The sequence below is a fragment of the Comamonas sp. Z3 genome (assembly GCF_008121565.1).
GTDB lineage: Bacteria > Pseudomonadota > Gammaproteobacteria > Burkholderiales > Burkholderiaceae_C > Comamonas > Comamonas brasiliensis.
The window spans coordinates 51,023-77,550 of sequence record NZ_VOQU01000003.1; the positions used below are offsets into that span (position 1 = coordinate 51,023).

Here is a 26,528-nt window from a genome sequence, read left to right on the forward strand (position 1 = left end):
GGGGCAATTCATGTCAGTTCATGACGAAGCCGCCGTTGACGGGCAGCACCTGGCCCGTCACAAAGCGCGCACCGTCGGACAGCAGATAGGACACGGCACCCGAGACATCCTCGGGCCCCTGCTCGCGCTGCAGTGCGCGCTGGTCGATATAGAGGCGATGGCGGTGCTCGGGCACGTACTCGGTGGCCTCGACCAGCACCAGGCCGGGGGCCACGGCATTGATGGTGATGGCATCCGCGCCCAGCTCGCGAGCCATGGAACGCGTCATGGCCATCACGGCGCCCTTGCTGGCCACATAGGCCATCAGGTTGGGAGCGCCCCACATGGCAGTGTCGGAAGCCAGATTGACGATGGCACCGCGACCGCTGTCCTTGAGAGCCGCGCGGCAGGCACGGGTCATCAGCCAGACGCCGCGCACATTGACGTTCATCACCTGGTCCCATTTGTCCAGGGCAATGTCGTCCATGCCCTTGCCGCCAGAGTCCGTCACGGCCGCGTTGTTGACCAGGCCATCCAGACCGCCGAGGGTCTGCACGGCCTGCTGTGCGCACTGTTCTATGGAAGCCGGGTTGCTGGCATCAAAGGCGACGCCGTGAGCCTCGAAGCCCATGGCGCGCAGCTTGGCAACGGCTTCGTTCAGCAATTCGGCGCGCAGATCGGCCATCACAAGCTGCGCCCCCTGCTGGCACAGCGTCTGCGCAAAAGCAAAACCCAGGCCGCGCGCAGCGCCGGTCACAAGGATCCGGCGCCCAGCGAGCTGACCGGTGGAAGGCATGGTGTTGAGGGTCATCTTAAACCTTGTTTGTTTCAAATATGAAATGACACTTTTTTCTTGAAACAAGCCTGCAGTTTAGTGAGCCTTCTTTTGAGTCAATACCCGGAGAAACCCGTAGTTCCACCCCACAGCGACACACGGGCGTAAAAAAACCGCGACAAGCGCGGTTGAAAGGAAAACGAGGCAACAAAAGGTATCCGGCCTGCAGCTGCGTACAGGCCGGATCGGTTTCATCAATACTGATAGCTTCTAGTGCCTGTCAATAAAGAAACACAGAATCAGAACAGTATGAAAATACTGTGTATAAAGCGATACAAGCTACTAAATAGCTAGCAAACCCTCTGATCCTTCGCAGGCGTCAGGCGCAGAAAATCCAGCACCACGCGTTGCGCGTAGCGGCTTGCCACAGTGCGCACGAAATCCGAGAAGTCCACATGGGCGCTGTCGTCCGCCCGATCCGAGATGGTGCGCATCGCGGCAAAAGGCGTGTCGTAATCCCGGCAGGTCTGGGCCACGGCAGCCCCCTCCATCTCCACCGCCAGCACGGCGTGGCCGGCAGCCTCCAGATCGGCCCTGAGCTGCGCGCTGGCCTGGCGCGAGCTGACAAACTGATCGCCGCTGGCAATCAGGCCCTGATGCACACGGGCCGAAGCATACGAAGCCACGATGCCCGAGCGCAGCGCCGAGTCGGCAGCCTGCATCAGTCGGTCCGCCGCCGGCTCGTCGCAGGCCAGGGTGCTGCAGCCGTAACCGGGCAACTGCCAGCGCGGAAAGATCGGCGAGGCATCCATGTCATGCTGCAGGAAAGTCCGCGCGATCACCACATCGCCCACATTCACATCCGTGCCGATGCCTCCCGCCACGCCGGTGAACAGAATGCCGCGCACGCCAAAGCGCTCGATCAGCGCCGCAGTGGTGGTGGCGGCGGCCACCTTGCCTATGCCCGACAGCGCACACACCACCTGATGCCCGTGCAGCCGGCCCAGCCAGAAGTCGCGTCCGGCATGGCGCAGGCATTGCATGTCCTGCATGGCGTCGACCAGGCCGTGTTGCTCTTCGGCAAGAGCGCTGAGAATGGCGAGCGTCATGGATGGGGGTACTCCGGAACAGGGGCCAGGCGGCCCTGGTGAAAGCTCAAAAGAAAGCACAAAAGCGGCACCGGGCCGCTTTGGTGGGATGCGCAAGAGGCGCGATTAGAGCACGAGGGCTTATTGCGCCTCGATGTCATGACTTTTGATGATGGGCGCCCAGAGCCCGGTTTCCTTGCGGATCAGCTCGCCGAAGGCCTCGCCCTTGACCACCCAGGGCGTCATCCCCTGTGCCTTGAGCTGATTGAGCGCCGCCGGGGTCTTCAGAATCTTGTCGATATCCTCGCCCAGCTGCTTGACCACCTCAGCAGGCGTGTTCTTCGGAGCCAGCACGCCATACCAGGAGGAAATGGCAATCCCTGGCACGCCGGCTTCGGCCAGGGTCGGCACATTGGGCAAAAAGCCCGAGCGCGCGCCGTCGGTCACGGCCAGCGCGCGCAGCTTGCCCGACTGCACATGGGGCAGCACGGTGGGCAGATTGGCCACGATCATGGGAATGGTGCCGCCCAGCACATCGGTCACACCCTGGGTCGAGCCCTTGTAGGCCACATGCATGATGTCCGCGCCCGACTTGTCCTTGAACAGCTCGCCGGCCAGATGCAGGCTGGAGCCCACGCCGGGCGAAGCGTAGCTGATGGAGTTGGGCTTGGCCTTGGACAGCGCCACCAGTTCCTGAACCGACTTGGCCGGCACCTGCGGATTGACCGCAATGACATTGGCCGTGCGCCCCATGGAAGCCACGGGCACGAAGTCGCCGAACACGCTGTAGGGCAGCTTGGGCATCAGCGTCGGGTTGATGGTCAGATTGCCCTGAGGCACGACCAGCAGCGTATGGCCGTCGGGCTTGGCACGCTTGACCATGTCGATGCCGATATTGCCGCTGGCTCCGGGACGGTTATCGACGATGGCGGCCTGCTTGTAATGCTCGGTCAGGCCGGTTGCCAGAATGCGCGCCAGGATGTCCACAGGGCCGCCGGCAGGGAAAGGCGCAATGACGGTGAACTGCCCGGCGGAAAGCTGCTCGGTGGCGGTCGCCGCTTGAGCGACGGGCAGGGCCAGGACGCTGGCCAGAGCCAGGCAGGATTTGAGAAATTCGGAGCGTTGCATGAGGGTTCCAGAAGGTGGAGATGTCAAGCCGGCCGAGGTTCGATGCACGCCCTGTTTGACGACGCGCAAGGAAATATTCGCACAGGCCTGACACCATGCTGAAGTGGGGAGATCTGCTTGCAGGTTTCAGCAACAAGCAAGAGAGGTGCCAAGCCCATGGCGCGCATGAAGCCACAGGCCTGGCTCCGGATCAGATGGCCAGCGGCGCCACGTTGTTGAGCACCGAGCGCACAACGCTGTACACCGTCAGCGCCGATGTCTTGGGGTTGGCCGCCAGCGGCTTGCCGCGCATGGTCAGCTCCATGGCGCCGAAAGCACCCCGCGCCTCGACCTGGTGCACGTTCTCGTGGACGCCAGGATCGGCAAACAGACGCACCATGGTCTTGTCCAGCCCCAGTCCGGCCAGCGACAAGGTGGCCGCCACATTGGCATTCTTGGGATAGAGCTGTGCGGCCTCACGCGCCGAGCCCTCGAAAATGCAGAAGGCCTCGGTCAGGCCGTCCAGATCACAGACCTGCTCGGCCGGAGTGCCGCTCCAGGCCTTGGGCGGCTTGCGCCCCGTGTAGACCACCGTCCCCAGTCCGCCGACACGCGCCGCCGCCAGGGCATCTATGCCGCCGATGGCGCCCGACAACAGCTGGGCCTGAGTCTTGCCGGCCTCGGCCGCGGCCTGTACGCGCTCGGCCATGCCCGGGGCACTCAAGGCGCCTATGGATGCGATGACCGCCGGAATGCCGCGCGTCAGGGCCGGCAGCACATGCTCTTCAATGGCGGCGTGACCCGCACATTCCACCAGCAGATCCGGCACCGCATCGCCGGGCAGGGCCTGCAGCAGCTGCGCCTGTGGTGCCAGGCGGGCAACCGTCTCGCGCACTGCTGGCGTGATCTCGGGAACCAGTATCCAACCCACCTGCAGGCGGGTATCTCCGCTCAAAAGCTCCAGCACACTGGAGCCGATCGCGCCGCAGCCAATCAAAGCAATATTTTTCATCTCTAGCCTCCTGAAAAATGCGCTGGCCCGGCGTGATCGGGGTCAGCGCAAATGGTCCGGGTGCTGCTGGCGCAAATGAGCGGACAGGGCTTCTGCCGCCTCTTGCACCTTCTGCACCCAGAGCTGGGTTTTCTCGGGCACCAGCTCGGTAAACGGAATGGCCATGGCCAGTCCCGCAACCACCCGCCCGTCTGCGGCGCGCACCGGCGCTGCAATACTGGAAACACCTGGCTCGTAAAAGCCCTCGCCCATGGCGTAGCCACGCTCACGGTCCTGGGCCAGCAGGCCCAGCAGCTCGTCGATGTTGCGCGGCGTGCTCTCGGAGAACTGGGGCAATTCCTCGCCGCCAAACACCGAGCGCAGTTGCGCGGCATCCATGTCATGCAGCAGGGCTCGCCCCAGCACCGTCGCATGTGCAGGCAAGCGCGAGCCCACGCGCACAGCGCCCTGGAACGCTCCGGCCGGAGTGACGCGTGCCACATAGACCACGGAGGTGCCGTCACGCAATGCAAGATTGCTGGTCATGCCCAGCTCATCACACAAGGCCTGCAGAGCAGGCTCGGCCAGTTGCGCCAGCGGCTGGGTGGACAGGTAGTCGTAGCCCAGACGCAGCACGGCCAGACCGAGTCGGTATTCGGTACCGCTGCGCTGCAGATACCCCGAGTTTTCAAGCGTGGTCAACATCCGAAACACCGTGGAACGCGGCAGCTCGAGGTTGCGCGCCAGCTCGGGCGCGCTCCAGACAGGTTGCTCCGGGCCAAAGCAGGCCAGCAGGCGCAGTCCTCGCTCGAGGGCGGGCACGGTGTAACGGTCTTGGTCGTTGGTTGAAATCTCTGGGGTTTCGCTCATGGCAATCAGCTGGTGTTGGGCAAATAACTTTGGTTCAACAAAGATGCCAGCCTATGCGCAACCTCCACAGGTTGTTCCACGGGTGAAGCATGACCGGCAGCCGCAAGCGTACCGTAGTGCGCGCCCAGCAACTCGGACCAGGCTTTGCAAGCTGCAGGCGGAGTCACCACATCGTGCTCGCCGACCCAGACCTGAACCGGCATGCCCAGCCTGCCCTGTGCCTGCGCCAGATCACTGCCGCAGAGCAGCTCGACCGCCTGCGCATAGCCCTGCGGCTGCATGCGCGCCGTATTCCAGCGCACCCATGCACGCACGGCTTCAGGGGCTTCGGAAGACACCAGACGCTGGTCGATGACGGCCGCCAGGCCGGCGACACCTTTCTCGGCCAGCGCAGCCAGACGTCCTTCGCGCACCTTGGCTTGCTGCTCGGCCTTGGCCGCTGCGCCGTAACCGCCGGCCGGGCTGATGAACACCAGTTGCTCGACCAGTCCGGGGGCCGCCGTGACTGCCAGCCTGGCAGCCATCAGGGCGCCCAGGGAATGGCCGACCAGCAGACAGCGCCGCACGCCCAGCACCAGCAGTGACTGGGCCAGCGCCTGCGCATAGTCGGCATCGGCAGGCGCGGCTGGCGCCAGCGGCGTCGACACGCCATAGCCGGGTGCATCCCAGGCCAGAACGCGCGCCTTGTCACCCAGCTGCAGCGCCACATCCAGCCAGGAGGCAGCCCCGGAGCTGATGCCATGCAGCAGCACCACCGCAAAATCGGAGCTGGCATCGCCAGCCTCGCGCCAGGCAACCTGAGCGTTCTGCGGGAGCTTTACCAGTCGCTCGGGAAATCCGGTCTGCAGCAGCTGCAGCTTCGGCGACAGCAAATCCTCGTGCATGACGAAGCTCAGCGCTTGATCTTGGCCAGAGGATGCTCTGGCGGATAGGTCGGCGTGACGGGTTTCTTGGCGCCCAGCATCACGCACATCAGCGCATCTTCGTCACCGACGTTGATCTCTTCGCGGTAGACGCCGGGCGGCACCGACACCACATCGCGATCGGTCAGGATGGTCTCGAAACGCTCGCCATCCTTTTCCAGCACCAGCTTGAGCTTGCCGCGCATCACGAAGAACACCTCTTCGACATCGGTGTGCAGATGCGAAGGGCCTTCATGGCCGGCAGGAATCACCATGGTGGAGAAGGTGAAGTTCTCCGACGGAATGGTGTTGCTGTCGGAGGCCACACCCGTGCCGCCGGTGCCGATGTAGCGCATCTGGCCGCGGCGGTACTTGGGGTCGAAATCGGCCTGGAACTTCAGGGCATCGAAGTCGTACTTGCGCGTGGCAAAACGCGCAATGCGTGTGTTCATCCAGTCTTCAAAGCTGGAGCCCTCGGGGCGATCCCAAGTGCGGGCATTGTTGTCCTGTGCGATATCGCTCATATGTCTCTCCTGAAACCGTTGGTGAACACAAAAAGCGATCTGCTTTTTGTTTTACTAATAAAACCAGGTTCATTTGGCGAAACAATTATAAGAAGACTTGCCTGATCGCAACAAGCACATTTCTTTGCCAGCGAGGTCTTGTCGCCTTTTCATCGAGGCAAACGCCAGATTTCAGACGCAAAAAAGGAGCGCCAAGCGCTCCTGTGAACTCGCCTTGAAGGACAAGATGAAAACTCTCAGGCGTCGCGCAGCTCCCTGCGCAGGATCTTGCCCACGGGTGTCTTGGGCAGATCGGCGCGGAAGACGATGTGGCGCGGACGCTTGTAGCCGGTCAGATTGGCTTGGCAGTAATCGCGGATGGCCTGCTCGGTCAATGCCGGATCCTTTTTGACGACGATGAGCTTGATGGCCTCGCCGGACTTCTCGTCGGGCACACCGACCACCGCGCACTCGAGCACGCCGGGACAGTTGGAGACCACGTCCTCCACCTCGTTGGGATAGACGTTGAAGCCGCTGACGATGACCATGTCCTTTTTACGATCCACGATCTTCACAAAGCCGCGCTCGTCCATGGTGCCGATGTCACCGGTCAGGAAGTAGCCGTCCGCTGTCATGACCTTGGCGGTTTCGTCGGGACGCTGCCAGTAGCCGGCCATGACCTGCGGGCCCAGCACCGCGACTTCGCCGGGCTGGCCGAGTTCGTTCACATCCCGGCCATCGTTGCCGACCAGCTTCACATAGGTGCTGGGCAGGGGCACGCCTATGGTGCCCGAGTAAGCCGTGGCCGTGACCGGGTTGCAGGTCACCGAGGGACTGGTTTCCGAGAGGCCGTAGCCCTCGCAGATGGGGCAGCCGGTCTTCTTGAGCCACAACTCGGCCACGGCGCTCTGCACGGCCATGCCGCCGCCCACCGACACCTTGAGATGGCTCCAGTCCACGGTGTCGAAGTCGGGGTGGTTGGCCAGCCCGTTGAACAAGGTGTTCACGGCCGGAAAGCTGTGGAAACGGTGCCTGGACAGCTCCTTGAGCGTGGCCTTGAGATCGCGCGGATTGGGGATCAGCACGGTCTTGCCGCCGGTACGCATGGCCAGCATCATGTTCACCGTGAACGCGAAGATGTGATAGAGCGGCAGCGCGCAGATGCTGGTGGGCTGCTCGCCTGCCGGCACCTTCTTCATGGCGGGCTCGTTCCAGGCTTCGGACTGCAGCACATTGGCAATGATGTTCCTGTGCAGCAGCACGGCACCCTTGCTCACGCCCGTGGTGCCGCCCGTGTACTGCAGCAGCGCCATGTCGTCGGCCTTGAGCACCGGCGCCTTCAGGCTGGCGCCACGCCCCTTGGCCAGCGCATCGTTGAAGCGCACGGCACCGGGCAGGCTGAAGGCCGGCACCAGCTTCTTGACGGAGCGCACCACGTAATTGACCAGCATGCCCTTCAAAAGGCCCAGCTCGTCGCCCATGGCGCAGAGCACGATATGCTGCACGGCGCTGCCATGCATGCCATCCTGCAGCGTCCTGGCGAAGTTCTCGATGATGACGATGGCCTTGGCGCCCGAGTCCTTGAGCTGATGCTCGAGCTCGCGTGCCGTGTAGAGCGGGTTGACGTTGACCAGCACATAGCCGGCACGCAGCACCCCGGCCACCGCCACCGGGTACTGGGGAATATTGGGCATCATCAGCGCCACGCGGTCGCCGCGCTGCAGCCCCAGGCTTTGCAGATAGGCGGCAAAGACCTTGCTCTGGGCATCGACCTGGGCGAAGGTCAGCTCCTTGCCCATGAAGGAATAGGCCACCTTGTCGGCATGCTTGGCAAATGCCTCCTCCATCAAGGCCACCAGCGATGGATACCGGGACGCGTCAATGTCCGCAGGAACTCCCTCTGGATATGCATTCAGCCAAGGACGGTCACTCATTCTTCTGTCTCCGTGTCTTATCGTCTGATCCGGCCATTGTGATAAAAAGCACGGTCGTTCGATACTGTAGTAACCCTAGGAAACAAGCGGGGACACCTTGGTAACAGAAGTCAAACCCCATGAAAAAAGCCCGCAGGCAAAAGACTGCGGGCTTTGAGTGTTTTCAGCTTTCAGCGCTTACTGGTAAAGCGCTGAAAGCTATCAAACTTGAGTTTACTTGACCAACTGGGCCAGATCGCCGGCGGCGTACCTCTTGGCCATTTGCTCCAGGCTGTAGCCCTTGATCTTGGCGCCCTGGCCTTCGCAGCCGAACTCGATGTAGCGGGCCTTGCAGACTTGCTTGGCCGCTTCGCGAGCAGGCTTGAGCCATTCGCGGGCGTCGAATTTGTCGGGGTTCTCGGCCAGGAACTTGCGCACCGCGCCGGTCATCGCCAGACGGATGTCGGTGTCGATATTGATCTTGCGCACGCCGTACTTGATGGCTTCCTGGATTTCTTCCACGGGCACGCCGTAGGTTTCCTTCATCTTGCCGCCGTACTGGTTGATGATGGCCAGCAGTTCCTGAGGCACGGAGGAGGAGCCATGCATCACCAGGTGGGTGTTGGGGATGCGGGCGTGGATTTCCTTGACGCGGGAGATGGCCAGGATGTCGCCTGTGGGCTTGCGGCTGAACTTGTAGGCGCCGTGGCTGGTGCCGATGGCGATCGCCAGTGCGTCCAGCTGGGTGGCCTTGACGAACACGGCAGCTTCTTCGGGGTCGGTCAGCATCTGGCTGTGGTCCAGCTTGCCTTCGGCGCCGATGCCGTCTTCTTCGCCGGCTTCGCCGGTTTCCAGGTTGCCCAGGCAGCCCAGCTCGCCTTCCACGGTCGCGCCGATCTGGTGGGCCATGGCCACCACCTTCTGGGTCACGTCCACGTTGTAGTCAAAGGACGAAGGCGTCTTGCCGTCGCTCATCAGCGAGCCGTCCATCATCACCGAGCCGAAGCCCAGGTTCAGCGCGCCCTGGCAGACTTCAGGCGTGGTGCCGTGGTCCTGGTGCATCACCAGGGGAATGTGGGGATACATCTCGGCGGCCGCCTGGATCAGGTGCTTGATGAAGGGCTCACCGGCGTACTTGCGGGCGCCAGCGCTGGCCTGCAGGATCACGGGCGCGCCGACTTCGTCAGCCGCCGACATCACGGCCTGGACCTGTTCCAGGTTGTTCACGTTGAAGGCGGGGATGCCATAGCCGTTTTCAGCAGCATGGTCCAGCATTTCGCGCATCGAGATCAAAGGCATGGTGGGTTCCGTTCAAAGTTTTGAGAGGCAACGCCCCCGGCGATGAATCACTGCAGTGCGCCGCACGACAGCTGTGGCCCGGGGAAAGACCAGCGGCCACGCTTCGGTAACCGCTTAGTAACCGGTTATTTTAACCGGCTAGCGGTATTTCCATGCGATAGCAGGTGGTGAAGCCTTGTGGTGCCTCGGCCACCGTGAAGCTGCCGCCATGGGCCTGCATGACGCGGCTGACGATTTCATGGCCCAGGTGCAGACTGTCCGCGGGCGGCACATGGGCCGGCGCCGCATCGCGCCGTCCATCGTCGCAGACCTGCACCCAGGCCAGCGCCCGGGTCGAATCGAGGCCGGCCTGCACCTCGATCTGCGTGCCCGCCGGCGTATGGCGCACGGCGTTCTCGACCAGATTGCGCAGCGCCGAATCGAGCAGCAGCGCATTGCCGCGCACAGGCAGCTCCTGCGGGGCGTCCACGGAAATCATGTCCTCGCGCTGCCAGGCATGCTGAGCCTGCGCCGCCGCCACATTGCGCGCCACATCGGCCCAGTTCACGGTCTGCAAAGGCGCATCCAGCATGCCGCGCCCGGCCCTGGCCAGGGTCAGCAGCTGATCGAGCACATGGCCGGCATGCAGGGCGTCCCGGCCTATGCGCTGCAGCGCGGCCTGCAGGGTTGCGCTGTCGGTCTGCGCCGGCGACTTCAGCGCCTGGGCCTGAAGAGCGATGGAGGCCAGCGGCGTGCGCAGCTCATGGGCCACTTCGTTGGCCAGATTGCGCTCGCGCTCCAGCGCCTCCTGCTGGCGGTCGAGCAAGGTGTTGATGGAGCTGACCATGGGCGCGAGCTCGCGCGGCACATGGGCATCGGAGAGCCGCTGGTCGCGGCTCAGATCCAGCGCCTCCACGCGCTGCGTGAGCTGATTGAGCGGGCGCATGCCGCGGCGCATGGCCACGCCCAGCGCAATCACGATCACGGGCAGCAGCCAGAAGCCCGGCTCTATCATCTGCATGGCGATATCGTCTGCCAGACTGTCGCGTTCGGCCAGGTCAATCATCACCGTGACCTTGGCTGTCCTGTCATGGCTCCACTGCGTGTAGCTGCGCCAGGCCTGGCGTTCATGCACGCCAATCGTGGCAAAGCCCTGTTCGATGTCGAAGTCCGGCAAGGGCGCCTGACCGGTGCGCGAGATCAGCAGACCTTGCGCATTCCAGAGCACCACGCTCAGCGACTCCTGATAGTCGTGGGCGTGCAGGCCTGCAGGCGGCTGGACCGCCGTGGCCTCCCCGGCCGGCACATCGTCCTGCACATGCCAGTTCAAGGTCAGCGCGGCCACTCCAGCCAGATGCCCGTCGGTCAGCTCGTCGGCCTCGTGGACTCCGGTCTGATAGCCCCAGATGACGAAGCTGCACCAGACCAGCACCAGTCCCCCCAGCATCCAGGCCAGCAAATTCAGCTGCAGCGAGCTGCGGCGCTTGCCGGTCGATGCAAGGGTCGTCATTCCTGCTCCTGCGGCATGAAGTAGCCCACGCCGCGCATGGTCACAATGATCTTCTGGCCCAGCTTCTTGCGCAGATGGTGGACATAGACCTCCACGGCATTGCTCTCCACCGTATCGCCCCAGCTGTAGAGGTGCTCTTCGATCTGCGGGCGCGACAGCACGCGCCCGCGTGCCAGCAGCAAGGCCCAGAGCACGGCGAACTCGCGCGGTGAAACCTCCACCTTCTGCCCTGCCTGCCTGATGGTGCGCGCTGCCGGGTCCACCTCCAGATCCGCATGGCGGATCACCGGCGATGCCTGACCGGCGGCGCGGCGCATCATGGCGCGCAAACGGGCCTCCAGCTCGTCCATGTCAAAGGGCTTGACCAGGTAATCATCGGCACCCAGATTGAGCCCCGCCACCCTATCCTGTACCTGATCGCGTGCCGTGAGAATCAGCACCGGTGTTGCCGGATCGGGCAGCTGCGGCACACCGGGCCGGCCGGTCTGCAGGCGCAGGCGACGCACCACCTCGCTGCCATCGCCATCGGACAGCCCCAGGTCCAGCAGCACGGCATCGAAGCGCTCGGTGCTCAGGGCATGCCAAGCCTCGGCCACGCTGGCGCACACATCCACCGCATAGCTGCGCTGCATGAGATTGGCTCGCAGCCCTGCTGCAATGCCTTCGTTGTCTTCGACCACCAGAATTCGCATGACCGCATTGTGCGGGCCAATGCCGAATCCGCTCAACTGGCCGGTCAACGCCGGAGCCCGCTTCCCCTGCTCCCGCATGGACTTGACATCCGCAAGCCCGGATTTCGCCTTAACATCGGCCACCTTTCATTGCCGCAATCCGCCGCAGCGCCTTCATGTTCTTCTTCGATCCGTTTCTGTTTGCGCTGTTCAATGCCGATGCCCAGACGCACTGGTTCAGCATCCAGCTGGCACGTTCGCTCTCGGCCTGGTTGCCCAATCTGAGCGGCGTTCTGGTCCTGCTGGCCCTGGTGTTCGGCTCACCGGCAACACGCCGCACCATGCTGATGCTGCTGCTGTCCATGGCGACGGCCTGGCTGATCGCCAGACTCATACGCTGGGGCTTTCCGGCGCCGCGCCCGTTCCAGCTCAATCTGGGCACGCTATGGATTCAGCATGGCGGACGTGCGGGCTTTCCCAGCCTGCATGCCAGCGGTGCCTTTGCCCTGGCCATGGCCATCAGCCTGGGTACGACCCGCCATCGCAAGCCGCTGGTCTGGCTGGCCTGGCTGGCGGCCATCGGCATTGCCTGGAGCCGCGTCCATCTGGGCGTGCACTTTGCCTCCGACCTGCTGGCCGGCGCGCTGGTAGGCATCAGCGGCGCCGTCATCGTCTGGAATATCGCCTCGCGGCTGCGCCGCCGCCGCCATCTGCGCGTCGTGCCGCATCTCAAACGCCTGCGCAGCGCATGGACGGCCCAGGGCTGAGCAAGACCTCAGAACATGTCTGCGATCTCTACGCAGCCGCGTTGGAGCGCAATCGGGATGAGTTCGAAGCGATGCCTCGCCGGCCGCGCGAATCCTCGCAATAGCACGGCTATTGCTGCGGTATCGCGCGCGGGGCCCCTCCCCCTTGCATCCCATCCCGCAAAGCCTCTGTCGCGGCGCGAGGAGATCGTGAGCACGTTCTTAAGCGCTTGTTAAGAAGCGCTTTCTATCGTGGCGGCCATGAAGTCGTCCGCCCCCTCGCTCCCTCTCCCTTTTCTTCACCAAGCCTCCGCCCCGGCCCTGCTGAGCTGGACCGTCGTCGCCCTGGCCTGCGTACTGGCCTGGGACATGAGCGGCCTGGACATGGCCATGGCGCACTGGTTTGGCAGCAGCCAGGGCTTTGCGCTGCAAAACGACTGGTTCATGGTCAATATTGCCCATGAAGGCGCGCGCAAGCTGGCCTGGATCATCGTGATGGGACTGAGCCTGATGATCTGGTGGCCCGCCGGCTGGATGCGCCAGCTTCCCTATGCACGGCGCATACAGCTGGTCGTCGGTGCACTGCTGTCGCTGGTCATCATGGCCGTCATGAAGCGCATCAGCGCCACGAGCTGCCCCTGGGACATCGCCGACTTCGGCGGCGTGGGCCACTATGTCTCGCACTGGGCCTGGGGCGTCACGGATGGCGGCAGCGGCCACTGCTTTCCGGCCGGCCACGCCTCGGCGGGCTTTGCCTTCATCAGCGGCTACTTTGCGCTGCGCCACGATCTGTCGCGCGCAGCACGCCTGTGGCTGGCCGCAGCTCTGGTAGCCGGTTTTGCCCTGGGCCTGGCGCAGCAGATGCGCGGCGCCCACTTCATGAGCCACACCCTGTGGACCGCCTGGCTGTGCTGGGCGGCCAGCGGCTTGTGCGATCTGTTCACCACCCGTCGCCTGGCGCACCAGCCACCTGCGGATGCGGCCCTGTCTCCTGACGAGCTGCTTGCCTCGGACTAGGCGCTGCGCACACGCAAAGGTCATTCATGCTGTTCTTCGATGCCCCTGTCTTTCAATTTCTGAATGCCAACACCCAGAGCCCGCTGTGGTGGATCCAGGCCTCGCGCTTTGCCTCCGCCGGGCTACCCGGACTCTGTGCCCTGCCCGTGATCGCCGCCATGCTGGCGCTTGGCAAAGGCTGGCGGCGCAGCCTGCAGCTGGCCCTGCTGTCCATGGCCTGCGCCTGGGTGGCCTGCCGTCTGATTCGCTGGGGCCTGCCCATGCCCAGGCCGGCGCAGCTGAGCCTGGGCATGCAGTGGATAGCGCATGGGGCCAGCGCCAGCTTTCCCAGCATGCATGCCGCCGGCGCCTTTGCCCTGGCGCAGGGCATCCATCTGGGCGTGGGCAGACACCAGCGCTGGCTGGTTGTCGTCGCATGGTTTCTCGCCACCAGCGTGGCACTCAGCCGCGTGGTGCTGGGCGTGCATTTCCCCTCAGATATTCTGGCCGGCATGCTGGTCGGTACCGCCAGCGCCGTGCTGGTCTGGCGCAGCGCCCTGCAGATCCAGCAAGCCCGGCGTCGCAAACAGCTCAAGCGCCGCCTGCAGCCCCGGATCGCCTGATGCACGCTACAAAAACAAAGCTGCCAGCGCTTTATTCATAAGCACTGGCAGCTTTTTTGATGAGGCATGCTTCAAGTCAGAGGCATCGAGCAAGAGCCGCCTCGCAGCGAAGATGCCGTCCCCCTCGGGGGGAAGCGGCATAGCCGCTCAGGGGGCTCACTCCACCCTGCAAATCTTGAGCATATTGGTACCGCCTGGCTGGCCCATGGGCTCGCCGCAGGTGATGGCGTAGACATCGCCGGACTGCACGATGCCGCGGGCCAGCAAGTGACCCTTGGCCTGGTCCAGCGCCATGTCGCGCTCGGCGCTGGTGTCCATCAGCAGAGGACGCACGTTGCGGTACAGCGCCATCTTGCGCTGCGTGGCCAGCTTGGGCGTCAGCGCGTAGATGGGGATATGGATGCGATGACGGCTCATCCACAGCGCGGTCGAGCCGGAGTCCGTCAGCGCCACGATGGCCTTGGCACCCAGGTGATGCGCGGTGAACAGCGCGCCGATGGCGATGGCCTGGTCGGTACGCTTGAACTGGCTGTTGCTGAAGTCGGCGTCCTTGACGCGGTCTTCGGCCGCTTCCGCAGCGGCGCAGATGGCCGCCATTTCACGCACGGTCTCCAGCGGGTACTTGCCGGCAGCGGTTTCGGCGCTGAGCATCACGGCATCGGTGCCGTCCAGCACGGCATTGGCCACGTCGCTCACTTCGGCACGGGTGGGCACGGGGTTGGTGATCATGGACTCCATCATCTGGGTCGCAGTGATCACCACCTTGTCCATGTCGCGCGCCATGCGGATCATCTTCTTTTGCAGCGCGGGCACGGCGGCATTGCCCACTTCCACGGCCAGATCGCCACGGGCGACCATGATGCCGTCGGAGACCTTGAGAATCTCTTCCAGGCGCGGAATGGCTTCGGCGCGCTCGATCTTGGCGATCAGGCCGGGCTTGTGGCCGTACTGGGCAGCGGCCACATTGCACAGCTGGCGCGCCATTTCCATGTCGGTGGCGTTCTTGGGGAAGCTCACGGCCACATAGTCGGCCTGGAAGGACATCGCGGTCTTGATGTCTTCCATGTCCTTGGCGGTCAGCGCGGGAGCCGTCAGGCCGCCGCCTTGCTTGTTGATGCCCTTGTTGTTGGACAGCTCGCCGCCCAGCTTGACGATGGTGTGCACCTCTTCACCGCGCACGGCGTCCACGGTCAGCACGATCAGGCCGTCGTTGAGCAGCAGCACGTCGCCGGCCTTCACATCACGGGGCAGCTCCTTGTAATCCAGGCCCACGCCGTTGATGTCGCCCAGTTCGGTGCGCGACGCATCCAGCACGAAACGCTCGCCGGGCTCGAGCATGACCTTGCCCTCGGCAAACTTGCCGACGCGGATCTTGGGACCCTGCAGGTCGGCCATGATGGCCACTTCGCGGCCCGCGCGCTGGGCGGCCTCGCGCACCATGGTGGCACGGTCGATATGGTCTTGCGCCTTGCCATGGCTGAAGTTCAGGCGCACGACGTTCACGCCTTCGCGCACCATTTGTTCAAGCAGTTGCGGATCGCTGGAAGCGGGGCCCAGTGTGGCGACGATCTTGGTAGCACGACTCACTTGCATGAAATGTCTCTCTCGCGATGGAATGTAATCGGGTTTCAATTCTGGCACGAATGCGGTTACATGACTGCATCTTGCACAGTGCTGCAGCACCAGGACAGCGAGCCGCAGAACAGAAAAAACAGTAGCTGCTTGCGCCTGTCCATTCTCGAAATCAGATTAAATAATGCAGGAAATGTCGATATTTCAAGTGCTTGCAGCTACTGATTCGGAAGCATAAGAGGGAAACTTGCGCCGGAACCGACAGGCCTTGTGCAGCGCATCAATGAGCGCGTCGAAACAGTTTTGCCCGGCAGGTTCAAATGTGCTGGCGTGCTGCCCTCAGATCAGGCCGTGCGAGAGCAGATAGGTCACCACATGCGTGAGCATGGCGGCCTCAAGCCCGTAGCGCCAGAACATGATGCCGGCCAGCAGCCCATAGACACTTTCGCACATCAGCAGCTGCAGCACGGCAGGCGCCGGCAGCTCGCCGACCACGCCCCAGTTCAGAAACACCGGAATGCAGCCCGACAGCAGGGCAGCCAGCGCGATGGCCGACCAGCCCAGCCGCCAGTCCGGGCGCTGCCTGGAGCTGCCGAAGAGCAGCCACAGCAGCCACATCACGCCCGTCAGCATGCCCAGCCTCAGCAGCAGCTCTTCGGTGATCGCACCATAGAGCAGCTTGGGCCATAGCGGCAGGCCGTAGACCGGGTCCACGAAAGGCATGCTTTCGGGCCAGACCACGGCCAGCGTCACCAGCCAGGCCGCGCCGATCACGCCGCCTGCCACGCCGGGCAGGCTCAGCACACGAATGCCGCGCCAGGGCACGCGCCCCTCTGCCAGGGCATGGATCAAGGGCGCACTCAGGCCCAGCTTCGGGCCCAGCCGGACCCCGAGGCACACGCTCAGCGCCAGCAGGGCGCTCAGCCCTGCCGTCACGGCCCAGCTGCCCGCGACCTCCAGACCGTCTCCGGTCAGAAAGCCCAGCCAGGCCGGCGGCACCGTCCAGGCCAGCGCCACCACCCCGGGCAGACCCAGCAGCCACAGCAGCAAGCCCATGCGCGCGGCGGGCAGAGGCCTGACTGCAGCGCCATGGGACAGGTGATTGAAGGTCTGCGGCATGCTGAACTCTGGCGCCCGTCGCTCAATCACGCATCAGAGCTTCGATCTCGTCGGGCTTGACGGGCACGCCGCGGGTGATGAGCTCGCAGCCGGTCTCGGTGACGATGGCATCGTCCTCGATGCGGATACCGATGTTGTGGAACCTCTCGGGCACGCCGGGTGCCGGTCGCACATAGATGCCCGGCTCTATCGTCGTGACCATGCCGGGGCGCAGGATGCGGCTGGGGCGATTGGCAATGGTTTCGCCCGAGATCGGGTCCTTGCGCTCACTGACCACGCCCAGCTCGCTGGGCTCCACATAGCTGCCACAGTCATGCACATCCATGCCCAGCCAGTGGCCGGTGCGGTGCATATAGAACTGGAAGTAGGCGCGCGACTCGATCACATCCTCGGCCGTGCCGTACTTGGTACGGTCCAGCAGCCCGAGGTCCAGCATGCCCTGGGCCAGCACGGCCACGGTGGCGTCATGCGGGTCGTTGAAACGCTTGCCGGCCCTGGTGACGGCAACCGCAGCCTCCTGGCTGGCCAGCACCAGCTCGTACAGCGCGCGCTGCGCCCCGCTGAACTTGCCGTCGGCCGGGAAAGTGCGCGTGATGTCGCTGGCGTAGCCATCCAGCTCGCAGCCTGCATCGATGAGCACCAGCTCGCCCGCGCGTACCGGCGCCTTGTCGGCCTGATAGTGCAGCACGCAGGCATTGGCGCCGGCAGCCACGATGGAGCCATAGGCCACGTACTGCGAGCCATGCTGGCGGAACTCGTGCAGCAGCTCGGCGTCCAGATGGTATTCGCGCACCTCCTCGCCATTGCGCAGCATGCGGGCCGAGCGCTGCATGGCGCGCACATGGGCCTGGGCACTGATCTGCGCGGCACGGCGCATGATGTCCTGCTCGTGCGCGTCCTTGACCAGACGCATCTCGTCCAGCAGCGCACAGGCATCGCCCTGCTGCGTGGGGCAGATCACGCCAAAGCGCGAGCGGGCGCGCACCTGACCCAGCCAGCCTTCGACCTGTTCGGCCAGGCCCTTGTGCGTGGCGAAGGGGAACCAGACACGCTCGCGGTTTTCCAGCAGGCGCGGCAGGCGGGAATCGATCTCGTCGCTGGAGAAGGCCTGAGCCACGCCCAGCTTGGCCTTGGCCGCCTCGGGGCCGAGGCGATAGCCGGTCCAGACCTCGCGCTCCAGATCCTTGGGCTGGCAGAACAGCACGCTCTTGCCATCGCTGGTCAGCACCAGGCAGGCATTGGGCTCGGAAAAGCCCGTGAGGTAGTAGAAATAGCTGTCGTGGCGGTACAGATACTCGGTATCGCGGTTGCGATGCAGCTCGGGAGCCGTGGGAATGATGGCGACACCGCCGTCGCCCAACTGGGCGGCCAAGCGTGCGCGGCGTTGGGCATATACAGAAGTCATGGGCATATCGTAATGCTGGCCGGACATCTGTACATCAGCTTACATCTGCAGATGTCAGCTATTTCGACACAGCCCTGTTTCCGCACCGCCCCAAAGCGGGGTCATCAGCAGCGCCGTCGCATCGTCGGGCACCAGGGCCTCGGGCTGGCTCGCGCGCCAACCCGACCAGAGCAGGCTTGCGCCCGACAGGATCAGCAGACCGCAGACCAGCCATTCCACCAGTCTTCTGGGCCAGGCAGGCGGATGTCTGACACTCCACCAGGTCACGCCCGTGACGACAGGAAAAGCCAGCGCCGTCCAGCCCATGACGGCCCAGTTCAGCTGGCCCTCCACCGCCACCATGGCAGCGCGCAGCAAGGAGCAGGAGACAAACATGGCAAACAGGCAGTGGCGCACCAGCAGGCGATCCAGCGGCTGGCGGTAGAGGTGATAGACCATGGGCGGGCCGGGCGTGGCAAACAAACCACCGAGCAGACCCGACGACACGCCGGCCACCCAGAGGGAAGCAGGGCCCGAAGGCCGGTCCAGCGCCTTCTTCTGCATCAGCAGCAGCATGGCGCAAAGCACGATCACCAGTCCCAGCAGCATGCGCAGGCCATTGAGCGTATTGCCGCTGAGCCAGTGCAGCAGCAGCACCCCGCCGACCACGCCCAGCACGCTGCTGATGAGCATGGGCTTGAGCATGGCCCAGTCAGGCTCGAAGCGGTAGGCGCGCATATAGCTGACGCCGTTGATGATGGACAGCAGACAGGCCACATTGGCCGCATCGGCAATATTCATCAGGCCCGTGGCGCCTGCGACGCCCACAAGGATCAGCCCGAACGCGAAGCCCGTGAGGTTCTGACAGAACGCGGCCAGCCCCACCAGAGCCATGAAGAAAACGATTTGCATGCACTCATCCGATGACGGCCCCAGGAGAATGCGCAAAGATGCATCCGGTAGTGCCTGTCTGAAGAGCGAAGGAGCTTAGCAGACGCTGGCGATGAACTTGCGATGACAAATAATCTGGCGCTGCAGCGCAGTTGACGCAGGCATCAGTGCCAAGCCCGTGCGACGGCGCCCCAGCTTAGCGCTGATTGAGCTGGGCCAGTCGCTCGGGCGTTCCGACATCGACCCAGCGGCCGGTGTAGAGCGATGCACCCACCCGGCCTTGCTGCATGGCGCGGCGCAGCAGCGGGGCCAGTGGGGCACGCAGGCCTTCTGGGTTTCCGGGCTGCACATCGAACCACGGTGATGCAAACAGCTCGGCTTTCAACAGCGCAATCGTGCTGTAGGTGTAGCGCGGTCGCTCGTCATCGGCAGGCAAATCCAGTGCCTTGCCGTCCTCGCTCAGGCCGAAGTCGCCACGCGGATTGTGCGCAGGATTGGGCACCAGCCACAGGTGAGCGAGTTCATCGCTTTGGGCAAACGCCTGGGCATCCTGCAACGCAAAGCTGAAATCCGGCGCATAGACATCACCTGCGGCCAGCCAGAAAACCCGGTCCAGCTGCGGCAAGGCGCGGCTGATACCGCCCGCGGTTTCAAAGGCTTTCTCGGGTTCCTCCGAATAGGCAAGCGATAGCTTCGCGCTTGCGCCTCCATCCGGCTGCGGCACGAATTCATCGCCGAAATACGCGGGAATCTGCGCCCCGAGCCAGCCGGTATTGATGACGGCTTGCGACACGCCGGCAGCCAGCAGCGCCTGCAGGTGCAACTGCAGCAGCGGCACGCCCTGCACCTTGAGCAGCGGCTTGGGCGTGACATCGGTCAGCGGCCTCATGCGCTCGCCCCGGCCTGCGGCCAGCAGCATTGCAGGGGGTTGCACCAGGAAGGAAGCAGCGTTTTCTACAGTCATTGCAATCAGCTTTTCAACATGGTTTGGGGTGTGCAAGACACCTGTTTCTGGGGTTGCACTGTAGAGCATTGACCCGCATCCCGCCTGCGAAAATTGGGCCTCCATTAAAATGACGGGCTTAGCAGAATTACCCCTCCTTTTCGGAGCGCCCTGATGGCCAACACTCAAAATATGGCGAATGCAATCCGTGCACTCGCAATGGATGCCGTTCAACAAGCCAATTCCGGCCACCCCGGTGCCCCCATGGGCATGGCCGACATGGCCGTAGCGCTGTGGAGCCGCCACCTCCAGCACAACCCCGTGAACCCTCACTGGGCCAATCGCGACCGCTTCATTCTGTCGAACGGTCACGGCTCCATGCTGATCTATGCGCTGCTGCACCTGAGCGGCTACGACCTGCCCATCGAAGAGCTGAAGAACTTCCGTCAGCTGCACAGCAAGACTGCCGGCCACCCCGAAGTGGGCATCACCCCCGGCGTGGAAACCACCACCGGCCCTCTGGGCCAGGGCATCACCAATGCCGTGGGCTTCGCACTGGCTGAAAAGCTGCTGGCTGCCGAGTTCAACAAGGACAAGCACGAGATCGTCGACCACCACACCTATGTGTTCCTGGGCGATGGCTGCCTGATGGAAGGCATCTCGCATGAAGCCGCCGCCCTGGCCGGTGCCTGGAAGCTGAACAAGCTGATCGCCCTGTATGACGACAACGGCATTTCCATCGACGGCAAGGTGACCCCCTGGTTCATCGACAACACGCCCGAGCGCTTCGAAGCCTACGGCTGGAACGTGATCCGCGCCGTGGACGGCCACAATGTGGACGCCCTGGACAAGGCCATCGCCGCTGCCAAGAAGAGCGCCGACAAGCCCACGCTGATCTGCTGCAAGACCCATATCGGCAAGGGCTCGCCCAACCGTCAGGACACGGCCAAGGCCCACGGCGAACCTCTGGGCGCCGAGGAAATTGCACTGACCCGCGCGGCTCTGGGCTGGACTTACGGCCCCTTCGAGATCCCTGCCGACGTCTACACCGACTGGAACGCCAAGGATCTGGGCGCCAGGGCCGAAGCCGCCTGGAACGAAAAGTTCGCCGCCTACACGGCCGCCTTCCCCGAGCAAGCCGCCGAGTTCACGCGCCGCATGGCTGGTGACCTGCCCGCCAACTTCGGTGAAATCGCCGCCAAGATCGCATCCGACGCCCATGACGCCGGCGCCACCGTGGCCAGCCGCAAGGCCAGCCAGCTGGCCCTGGAAGGCCTGACAGCCGCTCTGCCCGAGCTGCTGGGCGGCTCTGCCGACCTGACCGGCTCCAACCTGACCAACACCAAGTCCACTCCCTCTTTCCGCGTGGATGACAAGGGTGCCGTGGTCAAGACCGAAGAAGGCCAGATCGGCCGCCACATCAACTACGGTGTGCGCGAGTTCGGCATGGCAGCCATCATGAACGGTGTGGCGCTGCACGGCGGCTTCATCCCCTACGGCGGCACCTTCCTGACCTTCTCCGACTACAGCCGCAACGCCATCCGCATGGCGGCCCTGATGAAGCAGCGCGTGATCCACGTCTTCACGCACGACTCCATCGGCCTGGGCGAAGACGGCCCCACCCACCAGTCCATCGAGCACGCAGCCTCCCTGCGCCTGATCCCCGGTCTGGACGTGTGGCGCCCCGCCGACACCACCGAGACCGCCGTGGCCTGGACCGTGGCCCTGAGCCAGAAGAACAAGCCCACAGCCATGCTGCTGAGCCGCCAGAACCTGGCTTACTCGCCCAAGAGCGAAGACGCGCTGGACGACATCGCCTGCGGCGCCTATGTGCTCTCCGAGCCCAAGGATGTGGGCCTGAAGGGCAAGAAGGCCCAGGCCGTGATCATCGCCACCGGCTCCGAAGTGCAACTGGCTCTGGCTGCCCAGAAGCAGCTGGCCGAACGCAAGATCGCCGTGCGCGTGGTCTCCATGCCCAGCACCACGACCTTCGACAAGCAGGATGTGAAGTACAAGAAGGCCGTGCTGCCCGCCGGCCTGCCCCGCATCGCTGTGGAAATGGGCGTGACCGACTTCTGGTGGAAGTACGGCTGCGCCGCCGTGGTCGGCATCGACAGCTACGGTGAGTCCGCTCCTGCAGGCGTGCTGTTCAAGCACTTCGGCTTCACCGCCGAGAATGTGGCCGACACCGTGCAGGTCGCCCTGCAGAACGCTGGCAAGTAAGCGCAAAAGGGGCCTCGTGCCCCTTTTTTCCGGCTGAAGTTTGCTCACCCGCAGTCCTCAGCCCTCCGGACCAGGCCTCAGGGTGCCGAGTCCGGGCACAATCCGCTCCGGTTTTTCACTACTCACTATCTACGAGGCAACTATGACGATCAAGGTTGGTATCAACGGCTTCGGCCGCATTGGCCGCAACGTGCTGCGTTCCGCAGTGCAAAACTTCTCCGACATCGAAATCGTCGGCATCAACGACCTGCTGGAGCCCGACTACCTGGCTTACATGCTGAAGTACGACAGCGTGCACGGTCGTTTCGACGGTGAAGTTTCTGTCGAAGGCAACACCCTGGTCGTCAACGGCAAGAAGATCCGCCTGACGCAAGAGCGCGATCCCGCCAACCTGAAGTGGAACGAAGTCGGTGCCGACATCGTGATCGAGTCCACCGGCCTGTTCCTGACCAAGGAAACCGCCCAGAAGCACATCGACGCAGGTGCCAAGAAGGTCATCCTGTCCGCTCCCTCCAAGGACGACACGCCCATGTTCGTGTTCGGCGTGAACCACGGCACCTACAAGGGCGAAGCCATCATCTCCAATGCTTCGTGCACCACCAACTGCCTGGCTCCCGTGGCCAAGGTGCTGAACGACAAGTGGGGCATCAAGCGCGGCCTGATGACCACCGTGCACGCAGCGACCGCCACGCAAAAGACCGTGGACGGCCCTTCCAACAAGGACTGGCGCGGCGGCCGCGGCATTCTGGAAAACATCATTCCCTCCAGCACTGGCGCAGCCAAGGCTGTGGGCGTGGTGATCCCCGAGCTGAACAAGAAGCTGACCGGCATGTCCTTCCGCGTGCCCACTTCCGACGTGTCCGTGGTTGACCTGACCGTGGAGCTGAACAGCGAAGCCACCTACGAAGAAATCTGCGCCGAAATGAAGGCCCAATCCCAAGGCGCCCTGAAGGGCGTGCTGGGTTACACCGAAGACAAGGTCGTTGCCACCGACTTCCGCGGCGAGACCTGCACCTCCGTGTTCGATGCCGAAGCCGGTATCGCCCTGGACAAGACCTTTGTGAAGGTCGTGTCCTGGTACGACAACGAGTGGGGCTATTCCAACAAGTGCCTGGAAATGGTGCGCGTGGTGGCCAAGTAATCCTCAAGGATTAGCTACCGAAACAAGCTCAATCGCTTATCAGATAAGCGCTGACAGCTATCAAAAAGCCAGCATGGGACGCCATGCTGGCTTTTTTTCATCCCGCAAGACCGGAGCCGGCCGGAGCATGTCTCGGATACATTTGTAACACGCAGCTGCCACCGGCGCCCAAGAGCGTGAAGCACTGCCACTTCCTCGGACAAGGCCGCCATGTTTATTGCGATTCCTCTTGAGAACAAGCCTTCCTGGCGCTCGCCGCCCTGGATGACGGTGCTGCTCATCATCATCAACTGCATGATCTTCTGGGGCTGGCAGGCCCCCGAGGAACATGCCGTCGAAAAAGCGGCCCAGCAATATGCCCAGACCGCTTTGCCGACGCTGGAGCTGCCACCGTTCCTGACCTATCTGGAGGAACAAGCCGCCCAGGGCAGCAAGCGCTTCGACCAGCACACGCTGCAGACCGTGCGAAAGCTCTATCAGCACAAGGCCTATGCCCAGCTCTATGCGCTGCTGTGGCAGGAGAAGAAATTCCGCCAGCGCCTGCTGGACGGCCAGGTCATTACCGCCAGCCACCCGCGCCATGCACAGTGGCAGGCGGCACGTGCCGCCTTCGCGCCCCACGAGCCGCGCGGCAGCTTTACCGAGCGCTGGTCCATCAGCTATGCGAATGGCGCCGGCTGGCAGCCCCTGCAGGCCTTAACCTCCATCTTTCTGCATGGCAGCACCAGTCATCTGCTGGGCAATATGGTGTTTCTGTTCCTGTTCGGCTTCACCCTGGAGCTGGCTTTGGGGGCCTTCACCTATCTGGCCTTCTACGTGATCGGCGGCATCGGTGCCTCGCTGTTCGCGCTGATGTTCTATGCCGGCATGGGCGGTTACGGCCTGGGGGCATCGGGTGCGATTTCGGCCCTCATGGCCATGTATGCGGTGATGTACCGCATGCGGCGCATCCGCTTCTTCTACATGCTGCTGTTCTACTTCAACTACGCGAGCTGGCCGGCCCTGATCATGCTGCCGGTCTGGATGGGCGTGGAGTTGCTGCAGCATCTGCTGGGTGGCAAGCAGGTTGCCTATATGGCCCACTTTGGCGGTCTGCTGGCGGGCAGCCTGCTGATGTGGATCTATATGCGACTGCAGACCGTTGCTGCGCCGGTCAACGAAGAAGAGCAGGCCCAGGCCGCCGCCCGGCCGCTGGCCGAGGCCGTGGCCCGGGCCCAGCGGCATACCGATGCGCTGGAATTTGGCCGTGCCGCTCCGGCCTGGCGCGAAGCGGCACGTCTGGCCCCCTCGGACCCGGCCATTCTGCGGGCCTGGTTTGAAAGCTCGCGCCATCAGCCCGCCAGCGAGGACTTTCATGCTGCGGCGCGACGCATCTTCAAGCTGCCGGCCACCACGGACGCCGAACGCCAGCTGCAGCTGGCCAGCTATCGCAGCTATCAGCAGCGCGCCCAGCCCGGCATGCGCATGAGCGCGGACACCATGCATGGCCTGGTGCGCAGTTTCGTACGCCTGGGAGCCCTGCCCGAGGCAGAAAAACTATGCCGCTCCCTGCACAAGCTGGCAGACCATCCCCAATGGCCGGCAAGCTTGCTGCTGCTGGTCAACGGCATGGCCCAGGCCGGACGCATTCAGGATGCCAAGGTCTGGCTGCCCGTGCTGCAGCAATCGGCACCCGAGGAAGCTCTCACCCGCTGGCTGGCACAGCAGCGCTAGCCAACGCCTTGCCGCGCTCAGGTCTTGGCCTCCAGCTCCTGCAGCTCATCACGCAACACCCACTGCGCTTCCTGGGTGCTCGCGTGCTCGGGAAAGTGCTGCTTCATGCGCATGTACACCGACACCCCCTGCATGGGCTGCTCCAAGCCCTGCTTGTAAGCGCGCACCAGCAGCTCCAGCATGGGCGGGATCCAAGTACTGCCGGCAAAGCGCTTTTCAAAATCCTTGGCCAGTATCAACACATACCTGGGCTTGCCGGCCTTCCAGGCCTGCTGTGCCAGCTCGTAACTGGGCCGGGCCGCGTCGGGCTTGAAGTCCGGCTTGCGCTTGACGCAGCTCACCCAGGCCTCCAGGGCCTCGCTGGCGCGCTGCTGGGCGAGCAGCATGGGAATGAAACGCTGGCCCAGCTCCGCCAGTGCGTCCGCGCGTTCGGTCAGCTTGAGCACCCGGAAGTAACGGCGGCAATCGGGCAGGCTCTCATAGTCCTCCCGCTGCCATTCGCGGGCCTGGTTCACAGCCTCGTCCATCTTGTTGTCCTGCACCAGTCTGGCCACCAGCGCATCGCGACGCTTGGCCTCCAGGGCCGCAGGGTCGATCTGCACGGTCGCAGGCCCCTCGGGCGCTTGTACGGGATCGATATCCAGAGCCGCATGGTGCTGGTACATGACATAGCCGATCATGGCCGCCATCACCCAGCTGAAATAAATCATCACGAAGCTCACCAGGGGCAGCACCAATCCGGGCGCCGCAACCTTGAGCAGCATCGCCAGGACCATGGGCGAGCCCTGCTGCAGCAGAAACAGAAAAAAGCACAGCAGCAGATAGGACTTGCCGATACCAAAAATCGTCGCCAGCAGCTCGAACGGATTAACGGCCGAGCTCAGGCTGTTGGTATTGATCAGCACCATCCAGGTCGCAGGAATCAGGAAGGCCACCAGCAGATTGGCAATCACTCCCAAGGTCAGGCTGCGGGTTGCCATAAAGCCCACAAAGATTCCGAAAACGACGAGTACCCCGAAAAACTTCCAGGGTAGCCATTTCCAGTCTTCATCGACCTGACTGGACCGGAAATCGGAACTATGGGTAATTCCACGCGAGGCGAGCGCCGAAACCTTGAATGCATAGCGGCTGACGGCCAGCATCAAGCCCAGGCCCACGAACAGAACCCCCACCCACCCGAACATCAGCCCGTAACTGCATGCCGACAGCAGCAATGCATAGAGCAAAGGCTCGGTCTGCAGGGGAAACAAGAAGAAGCTATTGAGCTTTTGCCAGAACGGAGGGATTTTCCACTCGGAAGAATCACCTTTTTGGTGAACACCACGTATCGAAGTCAATGCCTGTTCTCCCACTCTCGGTTTGATGAATCATTTGCAAGCCTGCTTGCAATGACCGAATCCGCTCTGGTATTGCCCGATTTTTCTTTGAAATCGGGTCATTGCGGAATTCTGCGGTAGAAACTCGCCCTGAATTCAAATACCGATAGACCACCGGCATATTGTTTTTTTCTCTTGCCAGAAACCCCGTAAATGCTTTTGCAGCCAAGCCGGCCTGCCAAACCGCCTTGAACCGATAACGGATACGACTGCA

Annotated in this window: 23 protein-coding genes; 6 read left to right on the forward strand and 17 right to left on the reverse strand. The window is 63.5% G+C overall.

Features of this window, described 5'->3' with window-relative positions:
- Positions 1-13 precede the first annotated feature (13 nt).
- From FSY59_RS08790 to FSY59_RS08840, 11 genes are all read right to left on the reverse strand, one after another.
- Positions 14-790 carry an SDR family oxidoreductase gene (locus tag FSY59_RS08790; RefSeq protein WP_003060420.1) on the reverse strand — a complete coding sequence of 259 codons (777 nt, stop codon included), beginning with the start codon at positions 788-790 and terminating at the stop codon, positions 14-16.
- Positions 791-1,104: 314 nt separating this feature from the next.
- Positions 1,105-1,863, reverse strand: a complete 759-nt coding sequence (locus tag FSY59_RS08795; RefSeq protein WP_148728825.1) for a 5'-methylthioadenosine/adenosylhomocysteine nucleosidase — start codon at positions 1,861-1,863, stop codon at positions 1,105-1,107.
- Between the two features lie 120 nt (positions 1,864-1,983).
- On the reverse strand, positions 1,984-2,970 hold the full coding sequence (locus FSY59_RS08800; RefSeq protein ID WP_003060416.1) for a tripartite tricarboxylate transporter substrate binding protein: 987 nt from the start codon (positions 2,968-2,970) through the stop codon (positions 1,984-1,986).
- 190 nt (positions 2,971-3,160) lie between these two features.
- Positions 3,161-3,961: an aspartate dehydrogenase gene (locus FSY59_RS08805; RefSeq protein WP_148728826.1), complete on the reverse strand. Its 801-nt coding sequence runs from the start codon at positions 3,959-3,961 to the stop codon at positions 3,161-3,163.
- Positions 3,962-4,003: 42 nt separating this feature from the next.
- A complete protein-coding gene (locus tag FSY59_RS08810) occupies positions 4,004-4,810 on the reverse strand; it encodes an IclR family transcriptional regulator (protein WP_003060412.1) in 807 nt (268 codons plus the stop codon).
- A 5-nt stretch (positions 4,811-4,815) separates the two neighbouring features.
- Positions 4,816-5,694 (reverse strand): alpha/beta fold hydrolase, encoded by an 879-nt coding sequence (locus FSY59_RS08815; protein WP_003060410.1) that lies wholly within the window; start codon positions 5,692-5,694, stop codon positions 4,816-4,818.
- Positions 5,695-5,702: 8 nt separating this feature from the next.
- A complete protein-coding gene (locus tag FSY59_RS08820) occupies positions 5,703-6,236 on the reverse strand; it encodes a cupin domain-containing protein (RefSeq protein ID WP_003060408.1) in 534 nt (177 codons plus the stop codon).
- A gap of 236 nt (positions 6,237-6,472) precedes the next feature.
- A complete protein-coding gene (locus tag FSY59_RS08825) occupies positions 6,473-8,149 on the reverse strand; it encodes a long-chain-fatty-acid--CoA ligase (protein ID WP_148728827.1) in 1,677 nt (558 codons plus the stop codon).
- A 213-nt stretch (positions 8,150-8,362) separates the two neighbouring features.
- Positions 8,363-9,427 carry a class II fructose-bisphosphate aldolase gene (fba, locus tag FSY59_RS08830; RefSeq protein ID WP_003060402.1) on the reverse strand — a complete coding sequence of 355 codons (1,065 nt, stop codon included), beginning with the start codon at positions 9,425-9,427 and terminating at the stop codon, positions 8,363-8,365.
- Between the two features lie 130 nt (positions 9,428-9,557).
- The gene (locus FSY59_RS08835) at positions 9,558-10,916 is read right to left on the reverse strand and encodes a two-component sensor histidine kinase (RefSeq protein ID WP_003060400.1); all 1,359 of its coding nucleotides are present in this window, start codon (positions 10,914-10,916) and stop codon (positions 9,558-9,560) included.
- Positions 10,913-11,608 (reverse strand): response regulator transcription factor, encoded by a 696-nt coding sequence (locus tag FSY59_RS08840; protein ID WP_029158795.1) that lies wholly within the window; start codon positions 11,606-11,608, stop codon positions 10,913-10,915. The genes FSY59_RS08835 and FSY59_RS08840 overlap by 4 nt, the downstream gene beginning before the upstream one ends.
- A 155-nt stretch (positions 11,609-11,763) precedes the next feature.
- Between FSY59_RS08840 and FSY59_RS08845 the strand changes: the two genes are divergently transcribed.
- The 3 genes from FSY59_RS08845 (at position 11,764) to FSY59_RS08855 (ending at position 13,952) form a co-directional block, all read left to right on the forward strand.
- Positions 11,764-12,354: a phosphatase PAP2 family protein gene (locus tag FSY59_RS08845; protein ID WP_003060394.1), complete on the forward strand. Its 591-nt coding sequence runs from the start codon at positions 11,764-11,766 to the stop codon at positions 12,352-12,354.
- Positions 12,355-12,594: 240 nt separating this feature from the next.
- Positions 12,595-13,350, forward strand: a complete 756-nt coding sequence (locus tag FSY59_RS08850) for a phosphatase PAP2 family protein (protein ID WP_148728828.1) — start codon at positions 12,595-12,597, stop codon at positions 13,348-13,350.
- A gap of 26 nt (positions 13,351-13,376) precedes the next feature.
- On the forward strand, positions 13,377-13,952 hold the full coding sequence (locus FSY59_RS08855) for a phosphatase PAP2 family protein (protein WP_148728829.1): 576 nt from the start codon (positions 13,377-13,379) through the stop codon (positions 13,950-13,952).
- Between the two features lie 156 nt (positions 13,953-14,108).
- On the opposite strand, the gene pyk is transcribed toward FSY59_RS08855, so the two are convergent.
- The 5 genes from pyk to FSY59_RS08880 all read right to left on the reverse strand — a co-directional run bounded on the left by pyk (position 14,109) and on the right by FSY59_RS08880 (position 19,882).
- A complete protein-coding gene (pyk, locus tag FSY59_RS08860) occupies positions 14,109-15,545 on the reverse strand; it encodes a pyruvate kinase (protein ID WP_003060387.1) in 1,437 nt (478 codons plus the stop codon).
- Between the two features lie 318 nt (positions 15,546-15,863).
- Positions 15,864-16,643: a hypothetical protein gene (locus tag FSY59_RS08865; protein WP_043375759.1), complete on the reverse strand. Its 780-nt coding sequence runs from the start codon at positions 16,641-16,643 to the stop codon at positions 15,864-15,866.
- A gap of 22 nt (positions 16,644-16,665) precedes the next feature.
- A complete protein-coding gene (locus FSY59_RS08870) occupies positions 16,666-18,075 on the reverse strand; it encodes an aminopeptidase P N-terminal domain-containing protein (RefSeq protein WP_043375761.1) in 1,410 nt (469 codons plus the stop codon).
- Positions 18,076-18,102: 27 nt separating this feature from the next.
- Entirely contained in the window at positions 18,103-18,939 is an 837-nt protein-coding gene (locus FSY59_RS08875) for a sulfite exporter TauE/SafE family protein (RefSeq protein WP_148728830.1), read from the reverse strand.
- Positions 18,940-19,114: 175 nt separating this feature from the next.
- Entirely contained in the window at positions 19,115-19,882 is a 768-nt protein-coding gene (locus tag FSY59_RS08880) for a nucleotidyltransferase family protein (RefSeq protein WP_029158796.1), read from the reverse strand.
- A 153-nt stretch (positions 19,883-20,035) separates the two neighbouring features.
- Here FSY59_RS08880 and tkt point away from each other — a divergent pair, with 153 nt between their 5' ends.
- The 3 genes from tkt to FSY59_RS08895 all read left to right on the forward strand — a co-directional run bounded on the left by tkt (position 20,036) and on the right by FSY59_RS08895 (position 24,938).
- The gene (gene tkt / locus FSY59_RS08885; RefSeq protein ID WP_043375765.1) at positions 20,036-22,084 is read left to right on the forward strand and encodes a transketolase; all 2,049 of its coding nucleotides are present in this window, start codon (positions 20,036-20,038) and stop codon (positions 22,082-22,084) included.
- Positions 22,085-22,226: 142 nt separating this feature from the next.
- Complete coding sequence (gene gap, locus FSY59_RS08890) at positions 22,227-23,225, forward strand: type I glyceraldehyde-3-phosphate dehydrogenase (RefSeq protein WP_003060372.1); 999 nt, start codon at positions 22,227-22,229, stop codon at positions 23,223-23,225.
- 210 nt (positions 23,226-23,435) lie between these two features.
- Positions 23,436-24,938, forward strand: coding sequence for a rhomboid family intramembrane serine protease (locus FSY59_RS08895; RefSeq protein WP_148728831.1), 1,503 nt, complete (start codon positions 23,436-23,438; stop codon positions 24,936-24,938).
- Positions 24,939-24,955: 17 nt separating this feature from the next.
- On the opposite strand, the gene FSY59_RS08900 is transcribed toward FSY59_RS08895, so the two are convergent.
- A complete protein-coding gene (locus tag FSY59_RS08900; RefSeq protein ID WP_148728832.1) occupies positions 24,956-26,275 on the reverse strand; it encodes a hypothetical protein in 1,320 nt (439 codons plus the stop codon).
- Positions 26,276-26,528: the final 253 nt, after the last annotated feature.